We start from the raw sequence: 22,805 nt of genomic DNA, 5'->3' as shown, positions 1-22,805 counted from the left end.
CGGCGGAGTGGAGCGCGCGGCCGACGGAAAGGGGCGCGGAAAGGGATTTGGTGATGCGGCGATCCACCGTCTAAAGTTGGCGATGTCGCCGGGGGAGACCACGGAAAACGACACGAAGTGCACAGCACGGGGCTATAGCTCAGTTGGTAGAGCGCCTGCATGGCATGCAGGAGGTCAGGAGTTCAATTCTCCTTAGCTCCACAGTGAAAGAGGCGGCCCGTCCATCGGACGGGCCGCCTCTTTGGCATGCCAGGGTGCGTGGTACGGGCCGTCAACCGCGGCCCTGCTCCAGGAACTTGCGGGGCGTGATGACAGTGCTTTCGGCGCGGGACCGCTCCAGGCGGAGGGCGAGCGCGGGGCACCGGCGCACCGCGCGCCGGGCCCGGTCGTGCAGGTGCAGGGGAACCGAGGTGTCGGCGAAGGCGGGAAAGCCGTCGTGGCCCATGCGAATCAGCTCAGGAACGACATCGGCGCACAGGCCGTGCCCTTGGCACAGTGTCCAGTCGACCTCCAGTTTCTCGCCGCTCGCCGCACCCTCCTGATGGCGCGCTCCATGCCGGACGGGGGCGGGGAGAGGCAGCACGCCGGTGGTGGGGCGCCCGCAACCGCCACCCAGGACATGGGCGGCCAGATCGTCGGTGAAGGCGTGCAGGGCGGACAGCAGGAAACGTACTGAGCCGTCAGGGTGCTTGCAGGCACCCCGACCCTTCGCCGTCTGCGTCACCTCCCGCAATGCCTCCAGTGCGGCCTGGCCGCCGCCGTCCAGCGCGTCGGAGAGTCCGCCGGCCGCAGCGGGCAGCCCGAGCCGGCACGGGCCGCACTGGCCCGCGCTCTCGGCGGCTAGCCAATTCGCCACGCGCAGGGACTCGCCGAGCGGGCAGGTCTCCGTACCGATCGGCAACAGGGCACCCGCTCCCAGGGCCCCGCCGAACGACGCCAGGGACGCCCGGGAGACCGCGGCGTCGTGTGCGGCATGGGCGTCGATCCAACTGCCGTGATAGCCGCCGGTCAGCACGCCCTGGGGGAGCGGCGGAGCGCCTGCCAGCCGCAGGACGTAGCCCAGTGGAACGCCCGAGGGAGCCTCCATCACCACTGGGCGGGCAACGGCACCGGAAACCGTGAGCAGGATGGTCCCTGGCTCATCGGGGGCACCGGTACGGGCGTAACGGTGCGGCCCCAGCCGTGCGGCGACCGCAAGCTGTGCGTACGTTTCGGCATTGGACAGCAGGGTGGGGGCGCCCGACACACCGGACTCGGCGGTGCGTTCACGGCGGCCGGGAGGAAGCGCGGGGCCGCCGTTTACAGCACGGATCACGGCGGACGCCTCGCCGGAGACCATGCGTTCGGGAGTGCGTACGACGCGGGCCCGGATGCCGCGGTTGCGGATGCGACGGTCGGTGAGGCCGCGCTCGTCGAACGCGTCGTGCAGGGACGCCTCGGTGGAGTCACGGGTGACGGCGACGACGAGCAAGCGCGCACCGAGCGCCTCCGCGGCGAGCAGCGCACCGTCCAGGACGAGGTGCGGGGCACGGTTGATGAGCACGGTGTCCTTGCGGCAGGCGGGCTCGCCCTCACTGGCGTTGACGACGACCACGGGCTGCACTCCGCGGCGCACCGCGGACTTCGCGACGGTCCGCAGCTTGCGGGCGAACGGGAATCCGGCACCGCCCCGGCCGAGGAGGCGGACATCCTCGGCGAGAGCGACCAGGCGCTCTCCGGAAACCGGGGCGAGCGGGCCATGCACCTTCAGATGCGTGGCGAGGTTAAGGCGGTCGGCCGTCTCGAAGCCCCTGGTGAGATGCGGGAGACCGACGGTGACGACGTGCGGGACGTCGGGCAGGGGCGTGTTGCGGTCGTTCAACTGTGATCTCCCGTGGGGGTGCGCGCGTGCCGGCGCTGGGACAGGGCGGCACGCGGTGACCTGGCGCGGGGCAGGTGCGGCGTGGACCTTCGCTGCGGCGGCGGGCCCAGGGCGCCGGCGACGATGCACCTCTTGATCCGCTCGGGAAGCAGACGCAGGCCCAGCACCGCCGACACCGCCGCCAGGCACAGGCCGTACAGCACGACGATCCACCCAGCGGCCGGCCGGCCGGTGAACAGGCCGTGCAGTAGGGCAGAGCACCACGCCGGATACGCCAACATGTGCAGCGCCCGCCACCGGCCCGGCAGTACCCGGCCGGGCACCGCGAACGCGCTGCGCAGGGCACCCGTGGTGGCGGCCGAAACCATCAGCAGGCCGGCCAGTGAGCCGAATCCGACGAGCACCGCCGTGGCGGAGGAGCCGCCCGAGAACGGCACCAGGGCCGCCAGCAGTGTGGTGTGGCCGAGCATGACCTTGACCGTGAGATGCAGCAGGAGGAAGCACAGGGAGGCAATGGCAGTGAACCGGTGCACACCCTGGGCCACCAGACGGTGCCGGGGCCGCAGCAGCAGCCGGTCGGTGGCCAGCAGACCCCAGGCGACGGACGCGGTGAGGGCGACGAGGGCCAGTGCACCCGTGGTGAAGTCAAACGCCGCCCGCAGGCCGTCGCCACCGAGGACAGCGACCAGCGGCAGCGACGCCGGCGCCAGGGTGGCCAACAGGCGGGGCGGCGCGCACCGGGGCGGGCGTCGGCTCGGGGAGGGCGGTGCGGCCGCTTTGTGATGCGCACGCGGAGAGAGGTTCATGGGAGAGGACTCCGGAAGCTCGGGAATGTGGTCCCGTGGGGGGAAGCTAGGCGGTCCGGAGCGAGGCACAGGGGGATTTGGTGGTTCCCCGGTGCGCGGAGAAGGCGGGCGGGTACGGTCCGCGCAGCACGTGCTGGGGAGCCGGCCGGGGAGGCGTTCGTACAGGCGCCGGAATCGTGTACTGCTCGGTGGCGGGCGGGCGGCTCGATGCGACGTCCGTGACCCCTGCGGTACCCTGACGCCATGCGTGCCGTACGCCTTCTGCTTAGTGAGCCGCGCTGATCAGTCCCGACCGGTGAAAACACCTGGCCGGCATCGGCGCGGCGTCCCCTCCTGTGCGAGGGGATTTTTCATTTCCGCAGGCAGAGATCCGTAGGCAGAGACGAAATCGATGGAGCTTCGAAAAACATGAGCGAGATGAATGCCGCTGCCGCTGCCGAGACGGCAGCCGCGCACCGCTACACGGCTGCCATGGCCGCCGACATCGAGGCACGCTGGCAGGACTTCTGGGACGAGGAAGGCACCTACGAGGCGCCCAACCCCGGCAACGGAGACCTGTCGGGCGACGCGGAGCTGGCCGCGAAGCCCAAGAAGTTCATCATGGACATGTTCCCGTACCCCTCGGGGGCGGGTCTGCACGTCGGGCACCCGCTGGGCTACATCGCCACCGACGTCTACGCCCGTCACCAGCGGATGACCGGCCACAACGTGCTGCACACGCTGGGCTTCGACGCTTTCGGCCTGCCCGCCGAGCAGTACGCGGTGCAGACCGGCACGCACCCGCGGACCTCCACCGAGGCCAACATGGCCAATATGAAGGACCAGCTGCGCCGTCTGGGGCTGGGGCACGACAAGCGCCGTTCGTTCGCGACGATCGACCCCGAGTACTACAAGTGGACGCAGTGGATCTTCGTCCAGATCTTCAACTCCTGGTACGACGCCGACGCGAAGAAGGCCCGCCCCATCGCCGAGCTGGTCGCCCAGTTCGAGAGCGGTGAGCGTGCCGTTCCCGGGGGCCGCGCCTGGGCGGACATGGACGCCGCCGAGCGTGCCGACCTGCTGAGCGAGTACCGGCTGGCGTACGCCTCCGACGCACCCGTGAACTGGGCGCCGGGCCTGGGCACCGTGCTGGCCAACGAGGAAGTCACCGCCGACGGCCGTTCCGAGCGCGGCAACTTCCCCGTCTTCAAGGCGAAGCTGCGCCAGTGGAACATGCGCATCACCGCCTACTCCGACCGCCTGATCGACGACCTGGACGGTCTGGACTGGCCCGAGGCGATCAAACTGCAGCAGCGCAACTGGATCGGCCGCAGCGAGGGCGCCCGCATCGACTTCGCCGTCGACGGCGCCGCCGACAAGAAGATCACCGTCTTCACCACGCGCCAGGACACCCTGTTCGGCGCCACCTACATGGTGCTGGCACCCGAGCACGACCTGGTTGCGGACATCGTTCCGGACGCCTGGCCCGAGGACGCCCGTGACGCGTGGACCGGCGGGCACGCCACTCCGGCCGAGGCCGTGGCCGCCTACCGCAAGCAGGCTGCCGCCAAGTCCGACGTCGAGCGGCAGGCTGATGCCAAGGTGAAGACCGGCGTCTTCACGGGTGCGTACGCGACCAACCCGGTAAGTGGTGAAAAAGTCCCCGTTTTCATCGCCGACTATGTGCTGGTGGGCTACGGCACCGGCGCGATCATGGCGGTTCCCGCGCACGACACCCGTGACTTCGCGTTCGCGCGCGCCTTCGAGCTGCCGATGCGCTGTGTCGTCGAGCCGACGGACGGGCGTGACGCGGACCCGGCCACATGGGACGACGCCTTCGCCTCTTACGACGGGAAAATCGTCAACTCCGCGGCTGCGGAATCCGTTTCGCTGGACGGCCTGAGCGTCGCCGACGCGAAGGTCTGCATGACCGAGTGGCTGTCCGAGAACGGTTGCGGCGAAGGCACCGTCAACTACCGGCTGCGCGACTGGCTGTTCAGCCGTCAGCGCTACTGGGGCGAGCCCTTCCCGATCGTCTACGACGAGGACGGCATCGCGCACTCGCTGCCCGAGTCGATGCTGCCGCTGGAACTGCCCGAGGTCGAGGACTACTCGCCGCGCACCTTCGACCCCGAGGACGCCGACGCGCAGCCCGAGACGCCGCTGTCGCGCAACCAGGACTGGGTCAACGTCACCCTGGACCTGGGCGACGGCCCGAAGAAGTACCGCCGTGAGACCAACACCATGCCCAACTGGGCCGGCTCCTGCTGGTACGAGCTGCGCTATCTGGACCCGCACAACAGCGACAAGCTGGTCGACCCGGCCGTCGAGCAGTACTGGATGGGTCCGCGTGACGGCATGCCGCACGGTGGCGTCGACCTGTACGTCGGTGGCGCCGAGCACGCCGTGCTGCACCTGCTGTACGCGCGGTTCTGGTCGAAGGTGCTGTTCGACCTGGGGCACGTCTCGTCCTCGGAGCCGTTCCACAAGCTGTACAACCAGGGCATGATCCAGGCATTCGTCTACCGGGACGCACGCGGTATCGCCGTTCCGGCGGCCGAGGTCGAGGAGCGCGACGGCGGGTTTTACTATCAGGGCGAAAAGGTCAGCCGCGTCCTGGGCAAGATGGGCAAGTCCCTGAAGAACGCCGTCACACCGGACGAGATCTCCGCCGAGTACGGAGCCGACACCCTGCGCCTGTACGAGATGGCCATGGGCCCGCTGGACGTGTCGCGCCCCTGGGACACCCGGGCGGTCGTCGGCCAGTACCGACTGCTGCAGCGCCTGTGGCGCAACGTCGTCGACGAGACGACCGGCGAGGTAACCGTCACGGACACCGAACCGGACGAGGACACCCTACGCGCCCTGCACAAGGCGATCGACGGCGTCGGCCAGGACATGGCCGCGATGCGCTTCAACACCGCCATCGCCAAGATCACCGAGCTGAACAACCACCTGACGAAGTCGGGCGGTCCGCTGTCCCGCTCGGTCGCGGAGCGCCTGGTGCTGCTGGTCGCCCCGCTGGCCCCGCACATCGCCGAGGAACTGTGGCGCAAGCTGGGCCACACCGAGTCCGTCGTCCACCAGGACTTCCCCGTCGCGGACCCGGCGTACGTCGTCGACGAGACCGTGACCTGCGTCGTCCAGGTCAAGGGCAAGGTCAAGGCACGCCTGGAGATCTCCCCGTCGATCGGTGACGACGAACTGGAGAAGTTGGCGCTGGCCGACCCCGCGGTCGTCGCTGCCCTGGACGGCGTCGGCGTCCGCAAGGTGATCGTCCGCGCGCCGAAGCTGGTGAACATCGTCCCGGCCTGACACCGGGAGACGGTTCCGGCACATCACCCGGAATCGTAGGAAAGGAGCGGCCGCGAACACCGGCTGAGGGCTTTCCCCTACGGGCAGGTTGGGGGTTCCGATGGAACCTCTTGCCTGCCCTCTCCGTTTACGGTGGAGAAGCCGGTGCACTCGTGGACCGGTGGCCGGGTCGTTCAGTCGGGTTCGTCGCAACCAACTATGGAGGGGCGTCATGGAAGAAGTCGTCATTCTGATCATGGCGCTGCTCTTCTTCGTCTTCCTGGGGCTGGGGGTATACGTCACCGTGAAGGCGGTCGGAGCGGCCCGGCGCGGAGTGGACCGCACGATCACCCAGGCCCGGCGCACCGTCGAGGACACCACGCTGCGGGCCAAGAGCTACGGCCAGCCGGGCATGGGCGGCGAACTGGCCCAGCTGCGGCTGTCGCTGCGTACGTCCATGCGGGCCACCCAGGAGGCGCTGTCCATCGGTGTGGCCTCCGACGCGTCGCTGACGGAGTCCCTGGCGCTGTTCGAGCGGCTCAGTGAGTACGGTCACCAGTTGGACGACGAACTGCGCCGGCTGGAGCGAGACCCCGACAAGGAGCGGGCCGCCGGCAGCATCCCCGAACTGCGGGAACGCACGGAACAGGTCGTTTCCTCGGCCGACTCGCTGCGGTGGGCGGCCCGCGACCGGGCCAGGAAGTTCGCGGACGACGACCTCGCTTCGCTGAGCGAGCAGATCCGCATGGAGTCCGGGGCGCTGCGGCACTGGGCGGCCGTGGAGCCGGAGCCGGGCCAGGAGCAGGACCCGGCCCGGCAGAATGGTGCGACGACCGGGGCCGAGCAGAACTGGCCACGGACCGCCGGCACGGGACCCGGGAAGTCCGAGGAGAGCTCCGGGAGCACCGCGCAGCCCGGTCCGCAGGCGATCACCGGCCGAGACCCGAACGTGCCGACCGCGTATCCCTGGCAGAAGGCTCCCCGTCCGGAGAGCACCACCTGAACCACCCGCCAATGCGTACCGTCTGCGCAGGTCCGCACGGATGACCACCGTCGTGGCAAGAGCGGTGCGCGGCAGTCTGCGTACGGCATGAGGAGCGACAACCGGCCGGGTGCCCGCCGCCGGTGCCGAGGGGCCGGGCTGCCGCCGGGCACCGCCTGCGGGTAACCTCCCGCTCATGTCCCGCCATGTCGCGATCGTCACCGATTCCACGGCCTACCTGCCGCACCCGACGATGGAGCGGCACGGCATCACCGCGGTGCCGCTGACCGTCGTCCTCGGCGACCAGGCGCTCGAAGAGGGAACGGAGATCTCCGCCCGCTCACTCGCCCAGGCCCTCCAGAAGCGTCGCTCGGTGACCACGTCCAGGCCGAGCCCCGAGGTTTTCGCCGCCACCTACCGGGCGGCGGCCGAGGCCGGGGCGACGGGGATCGTCTCGCTGCATCTGCCCGCCGAGCTCTCCGGGACTTACGACGCGGCCGTGCTCGCGGCTCGGGAGGCTCCCGTGCCGGTGCGGGTGGTGGACACCGGGATGGTCGCCATGGCGCTGGGGTTCTGCGCCCTGGCGGCGGCCGAGGTCGCGGAGGCGGGCGGCACGGTCGACGAGGCGGTGGCGGCCGCGGAGAAACGGGCCTCGGGCACCTGTGCGTACTTCTACGTCGACACCCTCGACTACCTGAGGCGCGGCGGCCGGATCGGTGCCGCGCGGGCCCTTCTCGGTTCGGCGCTCGCCGTCAAGCCGCTCCTCTCGCTCGACGACGGGCGGATCGAGATGCTGGAGAAGGTCCGCACGGCCTCCAGAGCGATCGCCCGGCTGGAGGAGATCGCCGTGGAACAGGCCGGCGAGCGGGCCGTGGACATCGCGGTGCACCACCTCGCGGCCCAGGACCGCGCCGACATCCTCGCCCAGCGGCTGCGCGAGCGTGTGCCGGGGCTGGTCGACCTGCATGTCAGCGAGGTCGGCGCCGTCATCGGGGCCCACACGGGACCGGGGCTGCTCGGCGCGGTGGTCTCCCCCCGCTGAGGTTCCCCGAACTCCGAATCCCGAAGAAACCTCCGAAAGGGTGGGCGAGTTTTCCACAACTCGCGGCTTATCCACAGGAATTGACCAAGATCAGCAGTGTTGGGCGGATCGGTCTACCGTCCCGTGCATGGCTCTTCGATCACGCAACGAAACGACAGGACCGGGCCGCGTTCCCGGTCGCCGCACTCACTTCTCCTCCCGTACGCGTCGTACGGGCCCTACGGGTAGCACGGGCCGGACGAGGCTCCGAGGTCCGTCGGCCGTACGTTCCGGCAGGCGCGGGGCGGCTGTCGCCGCCGCGGAGGCCTCCCGGCGCAGGGCGGACGCTCTCCTGGCGCACCCCGTGGCGGTGGTCCGGGCGCTGGGGGCGAGGGCTTTCGCCCCCTTGGCCGTAGCGGGGCCGTCCGGCAGGCCGCCGACCGGGGCCACGACGGCCTCGCCCACCTCGATCGCGCCCGCAGCCGGCCTGTTCTCGGCCAGCCCACCCCCGGCCTCCCCGCTCCCGGCCACCCCGCTCCGGACTTCTCCGCCCCCGACGACTCCGGCCACGACGACTCCGTCCTCGACGATCTCGCCGTCGGCCCTGGCCCGCGCGGCGGTCTCCTCTGTCGCCGCTGCTGCCGCCGCGCTGTCGGTGTCCTCCGCCCCGCCTCCCCAAGCGTCCGTGCTGCCCGCATCCGCCCCGCGCCCGTCCGTCGGCCCCTCCGGCCTCCCGGGTGGAACCGCTCCGCCCGGGACGCGTCCGCGTCGTGCGGGCGGGTTCCAGCGGGCCTGGGCCGCTGCGAAGGAGCGGGTGCCCGTGTGGGTGCAGGTCCGGTGCGGCATGGAACCGCGAACGCTGGGCGCGTTGGCGGCCGTTCTGGTGGTTTCCGCCGGATTCGCCTTCCACCACTTCCTCTCCGGGCGCCCGGAGGCCGTCTACGTCTCGGAGAAAGCCCGGGCGAACGGGACGGCCACCGTGCCCGGGACCGCCGCACCCGGTGCCGCGGTGCACCCGCCGAAGTCCTCGTCGGTTCCCGTGCCGGTTGTGGGCCCGGGGCAGGTGCCGCAGGCCGAGGGGGGCGCGGTCGTGGTCGTCGACGTGAGCGGGAAGGTCAGGAGGCCGGGAGTGCTCCGACTGCCCGCCGGATCGCGGGTCGCCGACGCACTGCGGGCAGCCGGCGGGGTCAAGACCGGCACCAGCACCGAAGGACTCAACCGGGCCCGGGTGCTGGCCGACGGTGAACACGTGCTGGTGGGCGGTCCGGCCCTGCCGCCGCCGCAACCGGGCGGCGGACCAGCGGCGGGCCCGGGGGGCGGCCCGCCCGCCGTGCCGATCAGTCTCAACACCGCGACCGTGGAACAACTTGACACACTGCCGGGGGTCGGCCCGGTGCTGGCCCGGCACATCGTCGACTACCGCACCCAGCACGGCGGATTCCGGTCCGTGGCGGAACTCCGGGAGGTCAACGGAATCGGCGACCGCAGATTCACCGACCTCCAAAAGCTCGTACGGCCATGAACCGCTCCGGCTCCCACGACCCCGCGCGGGCCCAGGGCACCCCTCCCGCCGCCGGTGGCCGGCAGGCCGTGCACGCCGTCTCCGCGCACCGCCTGGGGGACTCGAACCCCTGCCAGGAGGGGCCGACCGACCTGAGGCTGGTGCCGCCGGCGCTGGCGGCCTGGGCGGCCGCCGCGCTGACGGTGGGCGCACCGGCGGCCCGAGCCGTCGTACTCCTCGCGGTGGTCCTGACCGGAGCCGTCGTGGCTGCTCTGTTCATCGTCCGCGTACCGGCGAATCCGGCCGGTCGCCGGACGGCACCCGGGGCCCACGGCGATGAGAGCGCGGCCGGGGCGTCGGCCGCCGACGGGCGGACCCAACGCGTCACGGCCGTCGTCACCGTACTGCTGTGCGCCGCGGCGGCAGCCGCTTCGGCCGCCCTGCACTCCGCCGACCTCCACCGCGGTCCGGTGCCCGAACTGGCCCGCAGGCACGCCGTGGTGGATGCCGAGGTGACGGTCAGCGGCGATCCGCGCAGGACCCGCCCGCGGGTGCGGGGCGACCGGGCGACCCCCGGTGCCGTCGTCCTGGACGCCCAGGTCACCCGGGTCACCGCCGTGGACGGTACGACGACCGCCGTGCGGACCCCGGTGCTCGTCCTCGCACCGGTGCGCGGGCCGACCGCGCGGTGGCTGCGGTTGCTGCCCTCCACCCGGCTGAAGGTGACCGGTGCCCGGATGGCGCCGCCGATGCAGGAGGGCGACAGGATCGCCGCCGTGCTGCGGGTACCGGGTGACGGAGGGCCGCAGATCCTGGCCCCGCCGAACGCCGTGCAGCGGACCGCGGGAACGCTCAGGGCCGGCCTTCGCGAGGCCACCGACGACCTGCCGCAGGACGCGCGGGCACTGCTGCCGGGTCTGGTCGTCGGCGACACCTCCCGGATGGAGCCCGACCTGCACGAAGCCTTCCGGGCGACCGACCTGGTGCACCTGACGGCCGTCTCCGGAAGCAATCTGACCATCGTGCTGGTGCTGCTGATCGGGCCGCCCTCACTCGCCCCGCGCGCCGAGCGACGCGGTCTCGCGCCCCGCCTCGGGCTGTCACTGCGGACCACCGCGCTGTGCGGCGGCGCGTTCACCCTCGCCTTCGTGATCGTGTGCCGCCCGGAGCCCAGCGTCCTGCGGGCCGCCGCCTGCGGGCTGATCACCCTCCTCGCCATCGGCACCGGACGCCGCCGGTCGCTGATCCCCGCACTGGCCGCCGCCGTGCTGCTCCTGATCCTGTACGACCCCTGGCTCGGACGCAGTTACGGGTTCCTCCTCTCCGTGCTGGCCACGGGCGCGCTGCTCACCCTCGGTCCGCGCTGGAGCGCGGGGATGCGGCGGCGCGGAGTGCCGCCCCGGCTCGCCGAAGTGCTGGCGGCGGCCTGTGCGGCGCAGGCGGTGTGCGCCCCGGTGGTGGCGGTGATGGCCGCCCGGGTCAGCCTGGTGGCGATTCCGTGCAACCTCCTCGCGGAGCTCGCGGTCGCGCCCGCCACGGTGCTCGGGTTCGCCGCCCTGGCGGTGGCGCCGGCGGCGATGCCGGTCGCCGAACTGCTCGCCCGTGTCGCCGGGTGGCCCGCCGGGTGGATCGCCGCGGTGGCCAGGACCGGAGCCTCGCTGCCCGGTGCGGAGATCGGGTGGCCCGGCGGCTGGCAGGGCGGTGCCCTGCTGGCCCTGGTGACCGCGGCGGTGGTGCTCGCCCTGCGGCGGGCGCCGCGCCACCCGTGGCTGAGCCTGGCATGTGTGCTGCTCCTGCTGCTGGCGTTGCTGCGTCCGGCGCCGCTCACCGAATTCCTGCACCGGTGGCCGCCGGACGGGTGGCGGTTCGTGCTGTGCGACGTCGGTCAGGGGGACGCCACCGTGCTCGCGGCGGGGGAGGGCGCCGCCGTGGTCGTCGACGCGGGGCCGGATCCGGCGCGGGTGGACAGGTGCCTGCGCGACCTCGGCGTCACGCGTGTTCCCCTGGTGCTGCTCAGCCACTTCCACGCCGACCATGTGAGCGGGCTGCCCGGAGTGCTGCGCGGCCGCGACGTCGGTGCGATCCGTACGACACCGCTGGCGGCGCCGGGGGAGCGGGCCGCGTTCGTCCGGCGGACGGCGGCCCGTGCCGGGGTGCCGGTGACCGCCGTCCGGGCCGGTGAGCGCTACCGCACCGGGCCGCTGGACGCATGGGTGCTGTGGCCGCCACCGCCTCCGGAACCCGTGCCGGCCGAGCCGAACGACGCGAGCGTCACCCTGTTCGTACGGTACGAAGGGCCGCAGGGGGAGCTGACGCTTCTGCTGCCGGGAGATCTCGAACCGGTCGCGCAGCAGGCGCTGTTGCGGTTCCGTCCCGCGCTGCCCGCCGTGGACGTGCTGAAGGTTCCCCACCATGGTTCCGCGCACCAGGACCCCGGGCTGCTGCGCAGGGCGGCACCCCGGCTGGCGCTCGTCCCGGTGGGCCGCGACAACCCGTACGGCCATCCGGCTCCCGTGACCCTGGCCGTGCTTGAGGCGCTGGGCGCGGTGGTGCTGCGCACGGACCGGGACGGCGCGATCGCCGTCACCGGCAGCGGCACGGAGCTGGAGGCGGTGCCGCGGAGGGGCTGATGTCTGCCATACGGGGCGGGTCGGTGTCGTACGGAGTCGTACGGCATCGGGGCCGCCGCCGGAACCCTCGTTCCGGCGGCGGCCGTCTCCGCATCGTCGGGTGGGCCCTCGCACTCCTCCGGGTCACGGGCGGCGAACAGCGCGTCCGACCGAGCGGAGTGCTCAATTCGGACGTCAGGGGCACCAGCCCCCATCTCCGTACCGAGCCTCTCGTTTGCCTCGAACACCCCAGGGGTGATCGAATGCCCTTCCATCAAAGGGTCGCCATTTCCGACGGTTCGTCGTGCTTCGTCGCGTCCCTGCAGCAACGAATCGCACGGGGGTGCGCACACCATGATCTCCCGCTGGCTCGGCCGACGTACGAGCTCCGCAGGCCACGCCAATCCGCTCTCCGGACTCTCCGTCCCCTCCTCCGCCGGCGTCCTCACCTGCCGGGTCCTCGACCCGGTCAACGAGCCCGTGCGGCAGGCCGAATTCGTCGTCACCGACAGTGCCGGGCGCCGCATCGTGGGCGGTGAGACCGACCCGTACGGCACTCTCGTGGCGGCCGTCCCGGCCGGCGAGTACCGACTCGCCGTCACCGCCGAAGGCTTCACTCCCTACCGCGGCAGCGCCACCGTCACCGAGAGCGGGCACTCCGGCCTCGGGGACGTCACGCTCCAGGTCGCCACCCCGCCGCAGCTCCCCGACCCGGGCGAGTGGGAGATCGACCTGATGCACTCCCAGATCAGCTTCTCCGCCCGGCACATCGGCCTGGCACGCATCCGCGGCCGGTTCAACACCTTCGCGGGCGCCGTGCGCATCGGCGAGCGCATGGAGCACTCGGCCATGCACGTCGTCATCGACGCGGCGTCCATCGACACCAACGTCAAGATGCGTGACGACCACCTGCGCTCCAAGGACTTCTTCGACGTCGCGAACTACCCGACGATGGAGTTCTACAGCGACCGTTTCGTGCACCGGGGCGGCAACCGCTGGGCCGTGTCCGGCGCGCTCACCCTGCACGGCGTCAGCCGTACCGTCACCCTCGACAGTCAGTACCTGGGTACGGGCAACGGCATCCAGGGCGAGACCCGTGCCGCCGTGCACTCCACCGCCGAACTGCACCGCGAGGACTTCACCCTCACCTGGCAGACGATGCTCGGCCACGGCATCGCCGCCATCGGCTCCTCCATCGCCGTCGAGCTGGACATCCAGATCATCCCCAAGGGAACGGGCGCCGCACCCTCCTGAACAGGTCATTCGGTAGCCCCGGGCATCCACATCGGTGTCCTCGATCCTGCCGCGTACCGGACAATGGGCACGTGAGCGATGGACGACATGTTTTGGTGCTACCGGACCGGGACGCCGCCGAGGAGGTGGCCCAGGAGCTCCCCGACCGTTTCGGGACGGTGGAGGAGCCGCAGCTCGTGCGGGACGCGCTGGCGGGCGAGGACGACGCCGAGGACGCGCAGTGGCTGGTGGTGGTCGAGGACCCCGAGGAACGCCTCGACCCCGCCGCGCTGGACGCGCTGGCCGCAGCGTACGAAGGGTGGCTGGAAGCCCCGTAGACGGCACCCGGCGGGCACTGTCGGTGCCCCGTGGGATGCTTGACCGCGATGGCCACCAGGAAGAATTCGACCGACGATCCGCTCGCCCCCGTCACCCTCGCCGTGGGGCAGGAGGACCTGCTGCTCGACCGTGCCGTGCAGCAGGTCGTGGCGGCGGCCCGCGCCGCCGACGCCGACACCGACGTGCGCGACCTCACCCCCGACAAGCTGGAGCCCGGCACCCTCGCCGAGCTGACCAGCCCCTCGCTCTTCTCCGAGCGCAAGGTCGTCGTCGTACGCAACGCACAGGACCTCTCCGCCGACACGATCAAGGACGTCAAGGCGTACCTGGGCGCACCCGCCGAGGAGATCACCCTGGTTCTGCTGCACGCCGGCGGCGCCAAGGGCAAGGGCCTGCTCGACGCGGCCCGCAAGGCGGGCGCCCGCGAGGTGGCCTGCCCCAAGACCACCAAGCCGGCCGAGCGTCTGTCGTTCGTACGGTCGGAATTCAAGGCGCTCGGGCGCTCGGCCACGCCCGAGGCCTGCCAGGCGCTCGTCGACTCCGTCGGCAGTGACCTGCGCGAACTCGCCAGCGCCGTGTCCCAGCTGGTCGCGGACGTCGAGGGGACCATCGACGAGGCGATCGTCGGCCGGTACTACACGGGCCGCGCCGAGGCCTCCAGCTTCACCGTCGCCGACCGCGCGGTCGAGGGCCGGGCCGCGGAGGCCCTGGAGGCCCTGCGCTGGTCGCTGTCGACGGGCGTCGCTCCCGTGCTGATCACCAGCGCCCTCGCACAGGCCGTACGGGCCATCGGCAAGCTCGCCTCCGCCCCGCGCGGGGCCCGCCCGGGAGATCTGGCGCGGGACCTGGGCATGCCCCCCTGGAAGATCGACCGGGTGCGCCAGCAGATGCGCGGCTGGTCCGCGGACGGCGTGGCGACGGCCCTGCGCGCGGTCGCCGATGCCGACGCGGGCGTCAAGGGCGGCGGGGACGACCCCGAGTACGCCCTGGAGAAGGCCGTGGTGGCCGTGTCCCGGGCGGCGAGGTCGCGAGGCGGTCGCTGAACGGCTGCCGTAGCCGTCGGCGGGCGCTGGAGGGCGCCGCCAGGAGGGCGCAGCCGCTGCTGACGTTCCACGCGTACGGAGCGACACAGGGAAGGGAAAACACCGGAACCCCGGTCCTCGTCCTGGGGAAGGACGAGGACCGGGGTTCCGGTTCACGCTGTTTCCACCGCGCCCGCGTGGCGAACGCGTTCGGTGCGCGGCGGGGGTGCCGGGTCAGGAGCGGTAGAGAGGGTCCGCTGGGTCCTGACGCCGACGGTGTACTGCAGGTACCTCAGAGACGATTGCTCAGCCCTGCAGGGCGTTCACCTTGGAGGCCAGCGCCGACTTCTTGTTGGCGGCGGCGTTCTTGTGGAGGACACCCTTGCTGGCGGCCTTGTCGAGCGCGCGGCAGGCGTCGCGAACGGCCAGCGTGGCCTTCTCGACGTCACCGGCGACGACGGCCTCACGGGCCTTGCGCACGGCGGTCTTGACCGAGGACTTGACGGCCTTGTTGCGCAGGCGCGCCTTCTCGTTGGTCTTGTTCCGCTTGATCTGGGACTTGATGTTCGCCACGAAAGAGCCTTTACAGGTTCGGTTGAATCTCAATGTGCGCGTCCCGTCACCCACAAGGGTCACGAGACACAGCTGCCCAGGCTACCAGCCGCCCCACGACCGGCCCAAACCGGCCGCAGGCCCCCGCACGTGGGACCATGGGAAGACTTCACAACTTCCGGACCGAGACGAGAACGACGCACGCGCGCGCACGGCGCACACCGCCGCGACGCATCCGCAGTGCCGTCTTCTCAAGAATCAGGACCCTGCGTGCCCGCGACTCCTCTCCACGTGCCCGAGCCGAGCCGTACCGACCCGGCACTGCTCCGAAACTTCTGCATCATCGCGCACATCGACCACGGCAAGTCGACGCTTGCCGACCGGATGCTCCAGCTGACCGGCGTGGTCGACCAGCGGCAGATGCGTGCCCAGTACCTCGACCGCATGGACATCGAGCGCGAGCGCGGCATCACCATCAAGTCCCAGGCGGTACGACTGCCCTGGGCGCCCGGTGAGGGCGAGGGCAAGGGCAAGACCCACATCCTCAACATGATCGACACCCCGGGCCACGTCGACTTCACCTACGAGGTCTCCCGCTCGCTGGCCGCCTGCGAGGGCACGATCCTGCTGGTCGACGCGGCACAGGGCATCGAGGCGCAGACGCTGGCGAACCTCTACCTGGCGATGGAGAACGACCTCGCGATCGTTCCCGTGCTCAACAAGATCGACCTTCCGGCCGCCCAGCCGGAGAAGTTCTCCGAGGAGCTCGCCAACCTCATCGGCTGTCAGCCGGAGGACGTGCTGAAGGTCTCCGCGAAGACCGGCGTCGGCGTGGACGCGCTGCTCGACCGGGTCGTGCGCGACGTGCCGGCCCCGGTCGGCGTCAAGGACGCCCCGGCCCGCGCGATGATCTTCGACTCGGTCTACGACTCGTACCGCGGCGTCGTCACCTACGTCCGTGTCGTCGACGGCCAGCTCAACAAGCGCGAGCGCATCAAGATGATGTCGACCGGCGCCACCCACGAACTCCTGGAGATCGGCGTCTCCTCGCCCGAGATGACGTCCTCCGACGGTCTCGGTGTCGGCGAGGTCGGCTACATCATCACCGGTGTGAAGGACGTCCGGCAGTCCAAGGTCGGTGACACCATCACCTCCCTGAACAAGGGGGCGACCGAGGCGCTCGGCGGCTACAAGGACCCGAAGCCGATGGTCTTCTCCGGTCTGTACCCGCTCGACGGCTCCGAGTACCCGGACCTGCGGGAGGCCCTCGACAAGCTGCAGCTCAACGACGCCGCCCTGGTGTACGAGCCGGAGACCTCCGCGGCGCTCGGCTTCGGTTTCCGCGTCGGCTTCCTGGGCCTGCTGCACCTGGACGTGATCCGCGAGCGCCTGGAGCGCGAGTTCGGCCTCGACCTCATCGCGACCGCGCCGAACGTGGTGTACCGCGTCGTCATGGAGGACCGCAGCGAGCACACGGTCACCAACCCGAGCGAGTTCCCCGAGGGCAAGATCTCGGACGTCTTCGAGCCGGTCGTACGGGCCACCATCCTGGCCCCCAGCGAGTTCATCGGCGCGATCATGGAGCTCTGCCAGACCCGCCGCGGCACGCTCATCGGCATGGACTACCTCTCCGAGGACCGCGTCGAGATCCGCTACACGCTCCCCCTCGCGGAGATCGTCTTCGACTTCTTCGATCAGTTGAAGTCCAAGACCCGCGGTTACGCGTCGCTGGACTACGAGCCGACCGGCGAGCAGTCCGCCGCTCTCGTCAAGGTCGACATCCTGCTGCACGGCGACAAGGTCGACGCCTTCTCCGCCGTCACGCACAAGGACGCCGCCTACGCGTACGGCGTGCGGCTCGTCGCCAAGCTGCGCGAGCTCATCCCCCGCCAGGCCTTCGAGGTGCCCATCCAGGCGGCCATCGGGTCCCGGGTCATCGCCCGCGAGACCATCCGCGCCATCCGCAAGGACGTCCTCGCCAAGTGCTACGGCGGTGACATCTCCCGCAAGCGCAAGCTCCTGGAGAAGCAGAAGGAGGGCAAGAAGCGCATGAAGATGGTCGGCAGTGTCGAGGTGCCGCAGGAGGCCTTCATCGCTGTGCTCTCCAGCGACGACTCTGGCGGCAAGGCCAAGAAGTAACACTTCCGCCGCTCCGCGTGAGAAAGCGCCCGTCCGTTCCACGGACGGGCGCTTTCTGCATTGATGGGCGCGAAAAAAACCTTTACGGACACTTATGTGATTCCCAAAAGGGACCGAGGAAATGTTTGTCGGACGCTTCCGCTTCCGTCCCGGACACCGCAGCGGGGGCCGCCGCGGTTGTCGCCGGTTCCGCGACAGACCCGGGCGGGCCCGCCGATCCGGACACGCCGGTGAGCCGAGAACGCCGCCGACGCGCGTGTCGACGCGGAGGCCGACGCCGTCCCGCCGCCGGCGCCGGGTCGGGCCGGGGTCAAGCCGGCGCCGTGCGGGCCGTTATCAAAAGGAGGGCTCGGAGGCTCTTACGCACCAGGCCCATGCGCTCTAGTCTGATCACTGATCGTTTGTTACTCGCCAGTTAAATACCAGCCAGTCGCGCAGCAATGCCGTGGGCCCGGAGGACGTCGTGAGCGACACACAGACCATGATCGAGAACCGGCCGCCGTCCGTCGCGGCCCTCTTCGTCGAGCGCGTGGCCGCCACGCCCGACACCGAGGCCTACCGGTATCCGGTACCGCCGTCGAGCGGCCGCGGTCCTGACGAGTGGCGCTCGCTGAGCTGGGGGCAGGCCGCCCAGCGGGTGTACGCGATCGGCGCGGGCCTCATCGAGCTGGGCGTCAGGCCCGAGGAGCGTGTCGCCCTCGCCTGCAACACGCGCGTCGAGTGGATCCTCGCCGACCTCGGCGTGATGTGCGCCGGAGCTGCCACCACCACGGTCTATCCCTCCACCAACGCCGAGGAGTCGGCGTACATCCTCGCGGACTCCGAGAGCCGGATCCTGATCGCCGAAGACGCCGCCCAGCTCGCCAAGGCCCGTGAGAAGCGTTCGGAGCTGCCGAATCTGGCGCACGTCGTCGTCGTGAACACCGAGGACGCCACGGCCGTCGACGGCGACCCCGAGGGCTGGGTGCTCTCGCTCGCCGACCTGGAGGCCCGCGGCGCGGCGTACCTGGAGAAGAACCCGGAGGCGGTGAAGGAACGCGTCGCGGCCATCACCGCGGAGCAGCTCGCCACCCTCATCTACACCTCCGGCACCACCGGCCGCCCCAAGGGCGTACGGCTGCCGCACGACTGCTGGTCGTACATGGCGAAGGCGACGATCGCCACCGGTCTGATCACCAAGGACGACGTCCAGTACCTGTGGCTGCCGCTGGCGCACGTCTTCGGCAAGGTGCTGACCTCCGGACAGATCGAGGTAGGGCACGTCACCGCCGTCGACGGCCGCATCGACAAGATCATCGAGAATCTTCCGGTCGTGCAGCCGACGTACATGGCCGCCGTGCCGCGCATTTTCGAGAAGGTCTACAACGGTGTCGCCTCCAAGGCGCGGGCCGGCGGCGGGGCGAAGTACAAGATCTTCCAGTGGGCGGCGGGCGTCGCCCGTGAGTACGCGAAGGTGACGCAGGACAACTTCCGGCGCACCGGGCAGGCCACCGCGCCGTTCGCGCTGAACGCCAAGCACAAGGTCGCCGACACCCTGGTCTACTCGAAGATCCGTGAGGCGTTCGGCGGACGGCTGCGTGCCTGCGTCTCCGGTTCGGCGGCGCTCGCCCCCGACATCGGCTACTTCTTCTCCGGCGCCGGCATCCACATCCTGGAGGGGTACGGGCTCACCGAGTCCAGCGCCGCCAGCTTCGTGAACCCCGGCGAGGCGTACCGCACCGGCACCGTCGGCAAGCCGCTCCCCGGCACCGAGGTCCGCATCGCCGAGGACGGGGAGATCCTGCTGCGCGGCCCCGGCATCATGCAGGGCTACCACGGGCTGCCGGAGAAGACGGCGGAGGTCCTGGAGTCCGACGGCTGGTTCCACACCGGCGACATCGGCGAACTCTCGCCGGACGGCTATCTGCGGATCACCGACCGCAAGAAGGACCTCATCAAGACCTCCGGCGGCAAGTACGTCTCGCCCGCCGAGGTCGAGGGACAGTTCAAGGCGGTCTGCCCGTACGTCTCCAACATCCTGGTGCACGGCGCCGACCGGAACTTCTGCACGGCGCTCATCTCGCTCGACGAGCCGACGATCCTCGCCTGGGCGCAGGAGCAGGGCCTCAAGGCGACGTCGTACGCGGAGGTCGTCGCCGCCCCCGAGACCCGGAATCTCGTCGAGGGGTACGTCAAGGAACTCAACGAGGGTCTGCAGCGCTGGCAGACCATCAAGAAGTTCCGGCTGCTGCCGCGCGACCTGGACGTCGAGAACGGCGAGCTGACACCCAGCCTGAAGCTGAAGCGTCCGGTCGTGGAGCGCGAGTACAAGCACCTGATCGACGAGATGTACGCGGGATCCCGCGAGGTCTGAACCCCGTTCGGCACGGAGATGCGTGGTGGCCCTAAGCGCTGTGGTCGCGACGCATCTCCATCAGGGTCTCCCGCATCCGGGCCACCTGGTTCCGCAGCGGCGACGCGGTGTCCGGGCACTCCTGCTCGACCTGTTCGCCGATCCGCGCCAGCTGTCCGGCGAGGATTTCGAACTGACGGCGCTCCTGGGCGAGCAGCCGCTCCAGCTGACGGTTCTTGCGGTGCAGTTCCAGGAAGACGTTGACCTTGGCACGCAGCACCCACGGGTCGAACGGTTTCGTCAGGAAGTCGGCGGCACCGGTGGCGTAACCCCGGAAGGCGTAACCGGAATCGTTCTCCGCGCCGGTCAGGAAGATGATCGGGACGTCCTTCGTCTGGTCGAGCCGTTTGATGTGGGACGCCGTCTCGAAGCCGTCCATGCCGGGCATGCGTACGTCCAGCAGAACCACGGCGAACTTCTGGCACAGGAGCGCCTTCATCGCCTCCTCGCCGGAACGGGCCCGCACCAGGGGTTCGTTCAGTGCGCCGAGGACCGCCTCCAGCGCGATGAGGTTGTCCTCCATGTCGTCCACGAGCAGGATGCCGGCGCGTTCGGTCCGCGGTGCCTCAGTGGTCATCGTCTACTCGCCTCACAGCGTCGGTGATGGGCCGGCCGGTTCCCGTGGGGCGTCGGCCTGCTTCGGGATCTCGGGGGCCGTCGAACGCGGCGCGGACGCAGGTGACGCGTTTCAGCAGCGGGAGGAGTGCTGGGTCCGGCGGGAGCGCCCGTCTGCGTCTGCGGCAGCCGCACCCCTGAGTCACCGTCCCGCGGAGCGGCTGTCGCGGCGGGCCGGGGGCGCGGGGTGCGGGAGTGCGCCCGGTCCTCACCGGCGTGGCGCACCGCGTGCCCGCCCTCGGCACAGGGGACACCGGCGCTGGTGGCGGCGCGTGTCGGGGCACGGTCGACCGAGCGGGCAACAGCGCGTGGGACTGCACGGGCTTCGTTCATTGCGGCCGACTTCGGTGACTCGGTGCTTATGGGCAGGCTCAGTCTGTCACCCTGTGGTTGTCGTGAGCGGCGCATTACGGCAACCGATCAGCCGTGGGCGGCGCGCTGCGACAAGCGACTCAGGAGCGCATCGTGACATCCATTCCGACGCAGCGGGACGCCGAACCCCCTGCGACAGCCCCGTGGGCCGGGAGGTACGAAATCCAGCCCTACGCCCGCACCAGCCTGCCCGGCAACCCACTCGCCCCGTCCGCCGCCCGGAAGTTCCTGCGCGCTGCGATCGTCGACTGGTCCGGCACCCCCCTGCTGCCGGCCGACGAGAACTTCGCCGGCCGGCTCGCCGACGACGCCTGCCTCGTCGTCAACGAACTCGTCACCAACGCGGTGGTGCACGCCGGCACCACCGTGGAGCTGCTCTGCCGCGTCGAGCCCGCACGCGCCACCGGCGAGGCCGCCGCCCTCGTCATCGAGGTCTCCGACCACCACCCCGCCCGGGTCGTGCGCAACGAACCGCAGCGGCACGACCGCAGCGCCGCCCCCGAGTACGGCAGGGGGCTGCATCTCGTCGCGGGGCTCGCCGAGAGCTGGGGCGTCACCTACCGCACCGGACTCAAGACCGTCTGGGCCGCCCTCCCGCTGGAGGGCTGGCAGCCCTCCCCGGTGGACGGCCCGGCGTTCACGCCCGCCGATCTCACCTCCCCGGCCGCCCACCAGGCCCTCCAGCGGGGGCTGCGGGCCGCGGAGATCCTCGCCCCGCTGCCCCGGCGGCAGGCCCGTGACGAGGACCCCGACTGGATCAACCGGGGCGCCCTGTCGTTCCTTGCCGAGGCCTCCGACCTGCTGGCCGGGCAGTTCGACCAGGACATGGTGGTGGCGCTCGCCGCCCAGCTCCTGGTGCCCCGGCTTGCCGACTGGTGTGCCGTGTGGCTCGACCCGGAGGGCGGCGGACCTTCCGCGGAACCCCGCCTGGCCCGGGTCTGGCACGCGCGCGAGGCGTGCATGGAGGAGCTGCGCACGCTGCTGGAGAAGGAGCCGCCCCGGCTGCCGGACTCGGCGCGCGGCGGCCCGGTCGCGCTTCCCTGGCCCGGCACCGGCGAGGGCTTCTCGGGCGCCGGGGCGGTGCTCGCCTGCCGCATGGTCGTCGGCGGGCGCAGGGTCGGCGTTCTGATGCTCGGCAGGGCGGGAATGCTGCGCATCCCCGACGAGGTCACCGGGCTCATCGAGGACTTCGTCCGCCGTGTCGCCCTCGCCGTGGGAGCCGCCCGCCGCTACACCCAGCAGGCCACCATCTCGCACGTGCTGCAGCGCGCCCTGCTGCCCAGCCAGGTCGCCCAGATCCCCGGGATCACCAGTGCGCTCGTCTACGAGCCGCGCGGCGAGGGCGTCGCGGGGGGCGACTTCTACGACATCTTCCACGCCGCCGACGGACGCTGGTGCTTCGCGCTCGGCGACGTACAGGGCAACGGCCCGGAGGCGGCGGTGGTCACCGGCCTGGTGCGCCCCTGGCTGCGGCTGCTCGCCCGCGAGGGCTACCAGGTGGCGGAGGTGCTGGACCGGCTCAACAGGCTGCTGCTGGACGACGCGACGGAGTCGGCGGACGCCGCCGCCCGGCTGGTCGCCGCCGCCGGGGGACAGGAACTCCCCGACGGGCCGCAGGCACGCTTCCTGTCGATGCTGTACGGAGAGCTGGAGCCGCTGCCGGAGGCCGACGGCGGCGGTGTGCGCTGCACGGTCTCCAGCGCCGGGCATCCGTTGCCGCTGGTGCTGCGACCGGACGGGGAGGTCCGGACGGCCGGCCGGCCCGGAGTGCTGCTCGGCGTCCTCGACGACGCGACGTACGAGAGCGAGACGTTCGTCCTGACACGGGGGGAGACCCTGCTGAGCGTCACCGACGGGGTGACCGAGCGCCGCCGCGGCAGGGCGATGTTCGACGACGGCGAGGGCGTCGCCACGGAGCTCGCCCGGTGCGCGGGACTGTCCGCGCAGGGGGTGGCGGAACGGATCACCAGGGCGGTGCACTCCTTCGCGGACGAGCCGCCCGACGACGACCTCGCGCTGCTGGTGCTGCGCGCCGAGTAGCCCGCCGGGCGGCCGCGGGACGGGAAGGCGCGCGGAGGGCGGACAATG

16 protein-coding genes and 1 tRNA gene are annotated in these 22,805 nt (G+C 71.2%); 12 read left to right on the top strand and 5 right to left on the bottom strand.

The window, feature by feature from the left end; translation table 11 throughout:
- Window positions 1–128 precede the first annotated feature (128 nt).
- Window positions 129–201: transfer RNA gene (locus ACZ56L_RS14510), tRNA-Ala, on the top strand.
- 70 nt (window positions 202–271) lie between these two features.
- On the opposite strand, the gene ACZ56L_RS14505 is transcribed toward ACZ56L_RS14510, so the two are convergent.
- The gene (locus tag ACZ56L_RS14505) at window positions 272–1,861 is read right to left on the bottom strand and encodes an NADH-ubiquinone oxidoreductase-F iron-sulfur binding region domain-containing protein (protein ID WP_471064174.1); all 1,590 of its coding nucleotides are present in this window, start codon (window positions 1,859–1,861) and stop codon (window positions 272–274) included.
- A complete protein-coding gene (locus ACZ56L_RS14500) occupies window positions 1,858–2,580 on the bottom strand; it encodes a hypothetical protein (protein WP_471064172.1) in 723 nt (240 codons plus the stop codon). Before ACZ56L_RS14500 ends, ACZ56L_RS14505 begins: the two co-directional genes overlap by 4 nt.
- 495 nt (window positions 2,581–3,075) lie before the next feature.
- On the opposite strand from ACZ56L_RS14500, the gene leuS reads away from it, so the two are divergent.
- From leuS to ACZ56L_RS14485, 3 genes are all read left to right on the top strand, one after another.
- Window positions 3,076–5,961 (top strand): leucine--tRNA ligase, encoded by a 2,886-nt coding sequence (gene leuS, locus ACZ56L_RS14495; protein WP_471064170.1) that lies wholly within the window; start codon window positions 3,076–3,078, stop codon window positions 5,959–5,961.
- A 211-nt stretch (window positions 5,962–6,172) separates the two neighbouring features.
- On the top strand, window positions 6,173–6,943 hold the full coding sequence (locus tag ACZ56L_RS14490) for a hypothetical protein (protein WP_471064168.1): 771 nt from the start codon (window positions 6,173–6,175) through the stop codon (window positions 6,941–6,943).
- A gap of 175 nt (window positions 6,944–7,118) precedes the next feature.
- Window positions 7,119–7,964: a DegV family protein gene (locus tag ACZ56L_RS14485; RefSeq protein ID WP_468686126.1), complete on the top strand. Its 846-nt coding sequence runs from the start codon at window positions 7,119–7,121 to the stop codon at window positions 7,962–7,964.
- A gap of 186 nt (window positions 7,965–8,150) precedes the next feature.
- Here the strand turns inward: ACZ56L_RS14485 and ACZ56L_RS14480 are convergent, their stop codons facing one another.
- Window positions 8,151–8,789: a hypothetical protein gene (locus tag ACZ56L_RS14480; RefSeq protein WP_471064166.1), complete on the bottom strand. Its 639-nt coding sequence runs from the start codon at window positions 8,787–8,789 to the stop codon at window positions 8,151–8,153.
- On the opposite strand from ACZ56L_RS14480, the gene ACZ56L_RS14475 reads away from it, so the two are divergent.
- The 5 genes from ACZ56L_RS14475 to holA all read left to right on the top strand — a co-directional run bounded on the left by ACZ56L_RS14475 (window position 8,788) and on the right by holA (window position 14,668).
- Window positions 8,788–9,465 (top strand): ComEA family DNA-binding protein, encoded by a 678-nt coding sequence (locus tag ACZ56L_RS14475; protein ID WP_471064164.1) that lies wholly within the window; start codon window positions 8,788–8,790, stop codon window positions 9,463–9,465. The genes ACZ56L_RS14480 and ACZ56L_RS14475 overlap by 2 nt on opposite strands.
- Complete coding sequence (locus tag ACZ56L_RS14470) at window positions 9,462–12,074, top strand: ComEC/Rec2 family competence protein (protein WP_471064162.1); 2,613 nt, start codon at window positions 9,462–9,464, stop codon at window positions 12,072–12,074. The genes ACZ56L_RS14475 and ACZ56L_RS14470 overlap by 4 nt, the downstream gene beginning before the upstream one ends.
- A gap of 333 nt (window positions 12,075–12,407) precedes the next feature.
- Entirely contained in the window at window positions 12,408–13,307 is a 900-nt protein-coding gene (locus ACZ56L_RS14465; protein ID WP_345223076.1) for a YceI family protein, read from the top strand.
- Between the two features lie 71 nt (window positions 13,308–13,378).
- Entirely contained in the window at window positions 13,379–13,624 is a 246-nt protein-coding gene (locus ACZ56L_RS14460) for a hypothetical protein (protein WP_401757057.1), read from the top strand.
- A gap of 48 nt (window positions 13,625–13,672) precedes the next feature.
- The gene (gene holA / locus ACZ56L_RS14455) at window positions 13,673–14,668 is read left to right on the top strand and encodes a DNA polymerase III subunit delta (protein ID WP_345223079.1); all 996 of its coding nucleotides are present in this window, start codon (window positions 13,673–13,675) and stop codon (window positions 14,666–14,668) included.
- A 285-nt stretch (window positions 14,669–14,953) separates the two neighbouring features.
- Here holA and rpsT read toward each other — a convergent pair whose 3' ends face one another.
- The gene (rpsT, locus tag ACZ56L_RS14450; protein WP_345223083.1) at window positions 14,954–15,220 is read right to left on the bottom strand and encodes a 30S ribosomal protein S20; all 267 of its coding nucleotides are present in this window, start codon (window positions 15,218–15,220) and stop codon (window positions 14,954–14,956) included.
- A gap of 249 nt (window positions 15,221–15,469) precedes the next feature.
- Here rpsT and lepA point away from each other — a divergent pair, with 249 nt between their 5' ends.
- Both lepA and ACZ56L_RS14440 read left to right on the top strand, forming a co-directional pair.
- Window positions 15,470–17,338: a translation elongation factor 4 gene (gene lepA, locus ACZ56L_RS14445; protein WP_345223085.1), complete on the top strand. Its 1,869-nt coding sequence runs from the start codon at window positions 15,470–15,472 to the stop codon at window positions 17,336–17,338.
- A gap of 463 nt (window positions 17,339–17,801) precedes the next feature.
- Entirely contained in the window at window positions 17,802–19,691 is a 1,890-nt protein-coding gene (locus tag ACZ56L_RS14440; protein ID WP_345223087.1) for an AMP-dependent synthetase/ligase, read from the top strand.
- Window positions 19,692–19,722: 31 nt separating this feature from the next.
- Here the strand turns inward: ACZ56L_RS14440 and ACZ56L_RS14435 are convergent, their stop codons facing one another.
- Complete coding sequence (locus ACZ56L_RS14435) at window positions 19,723–20,307, bottom strand: response regulator (RefSeq protein WP_471064158.1); 585 nt, start codon at window positions 20,305–20,307, stop codon at window positions 19,723–19,725.
- A gap of 503 nt (window positions 20,308–20,810) precedes the next feature.
- Between ACZ56L_RS14435 and ACZ56L_RS14430 the strand changes: the two genes are divergently transcribed.
- Complete coding sequence (locus ACZ56L_RS14430; RefSeq protein ID WP_471064156.1) at window positions 20,811–22,757, top strand: SpoIIE family protein phosphatase; 1,947 nt, start codon at window positions 20,811–20,813, stop codon at window positions 22,755–22,757.
- The last annotated feature ends 48 nt before the right edge of the window (window positions 22,758–22,805 follow it).

The organism is Streptomyces sp. NPDC039736, from assembly GCF_055596485.1.
This window is presented reverse-complemented; position numbering and strand designations above follow the sequence as displayed.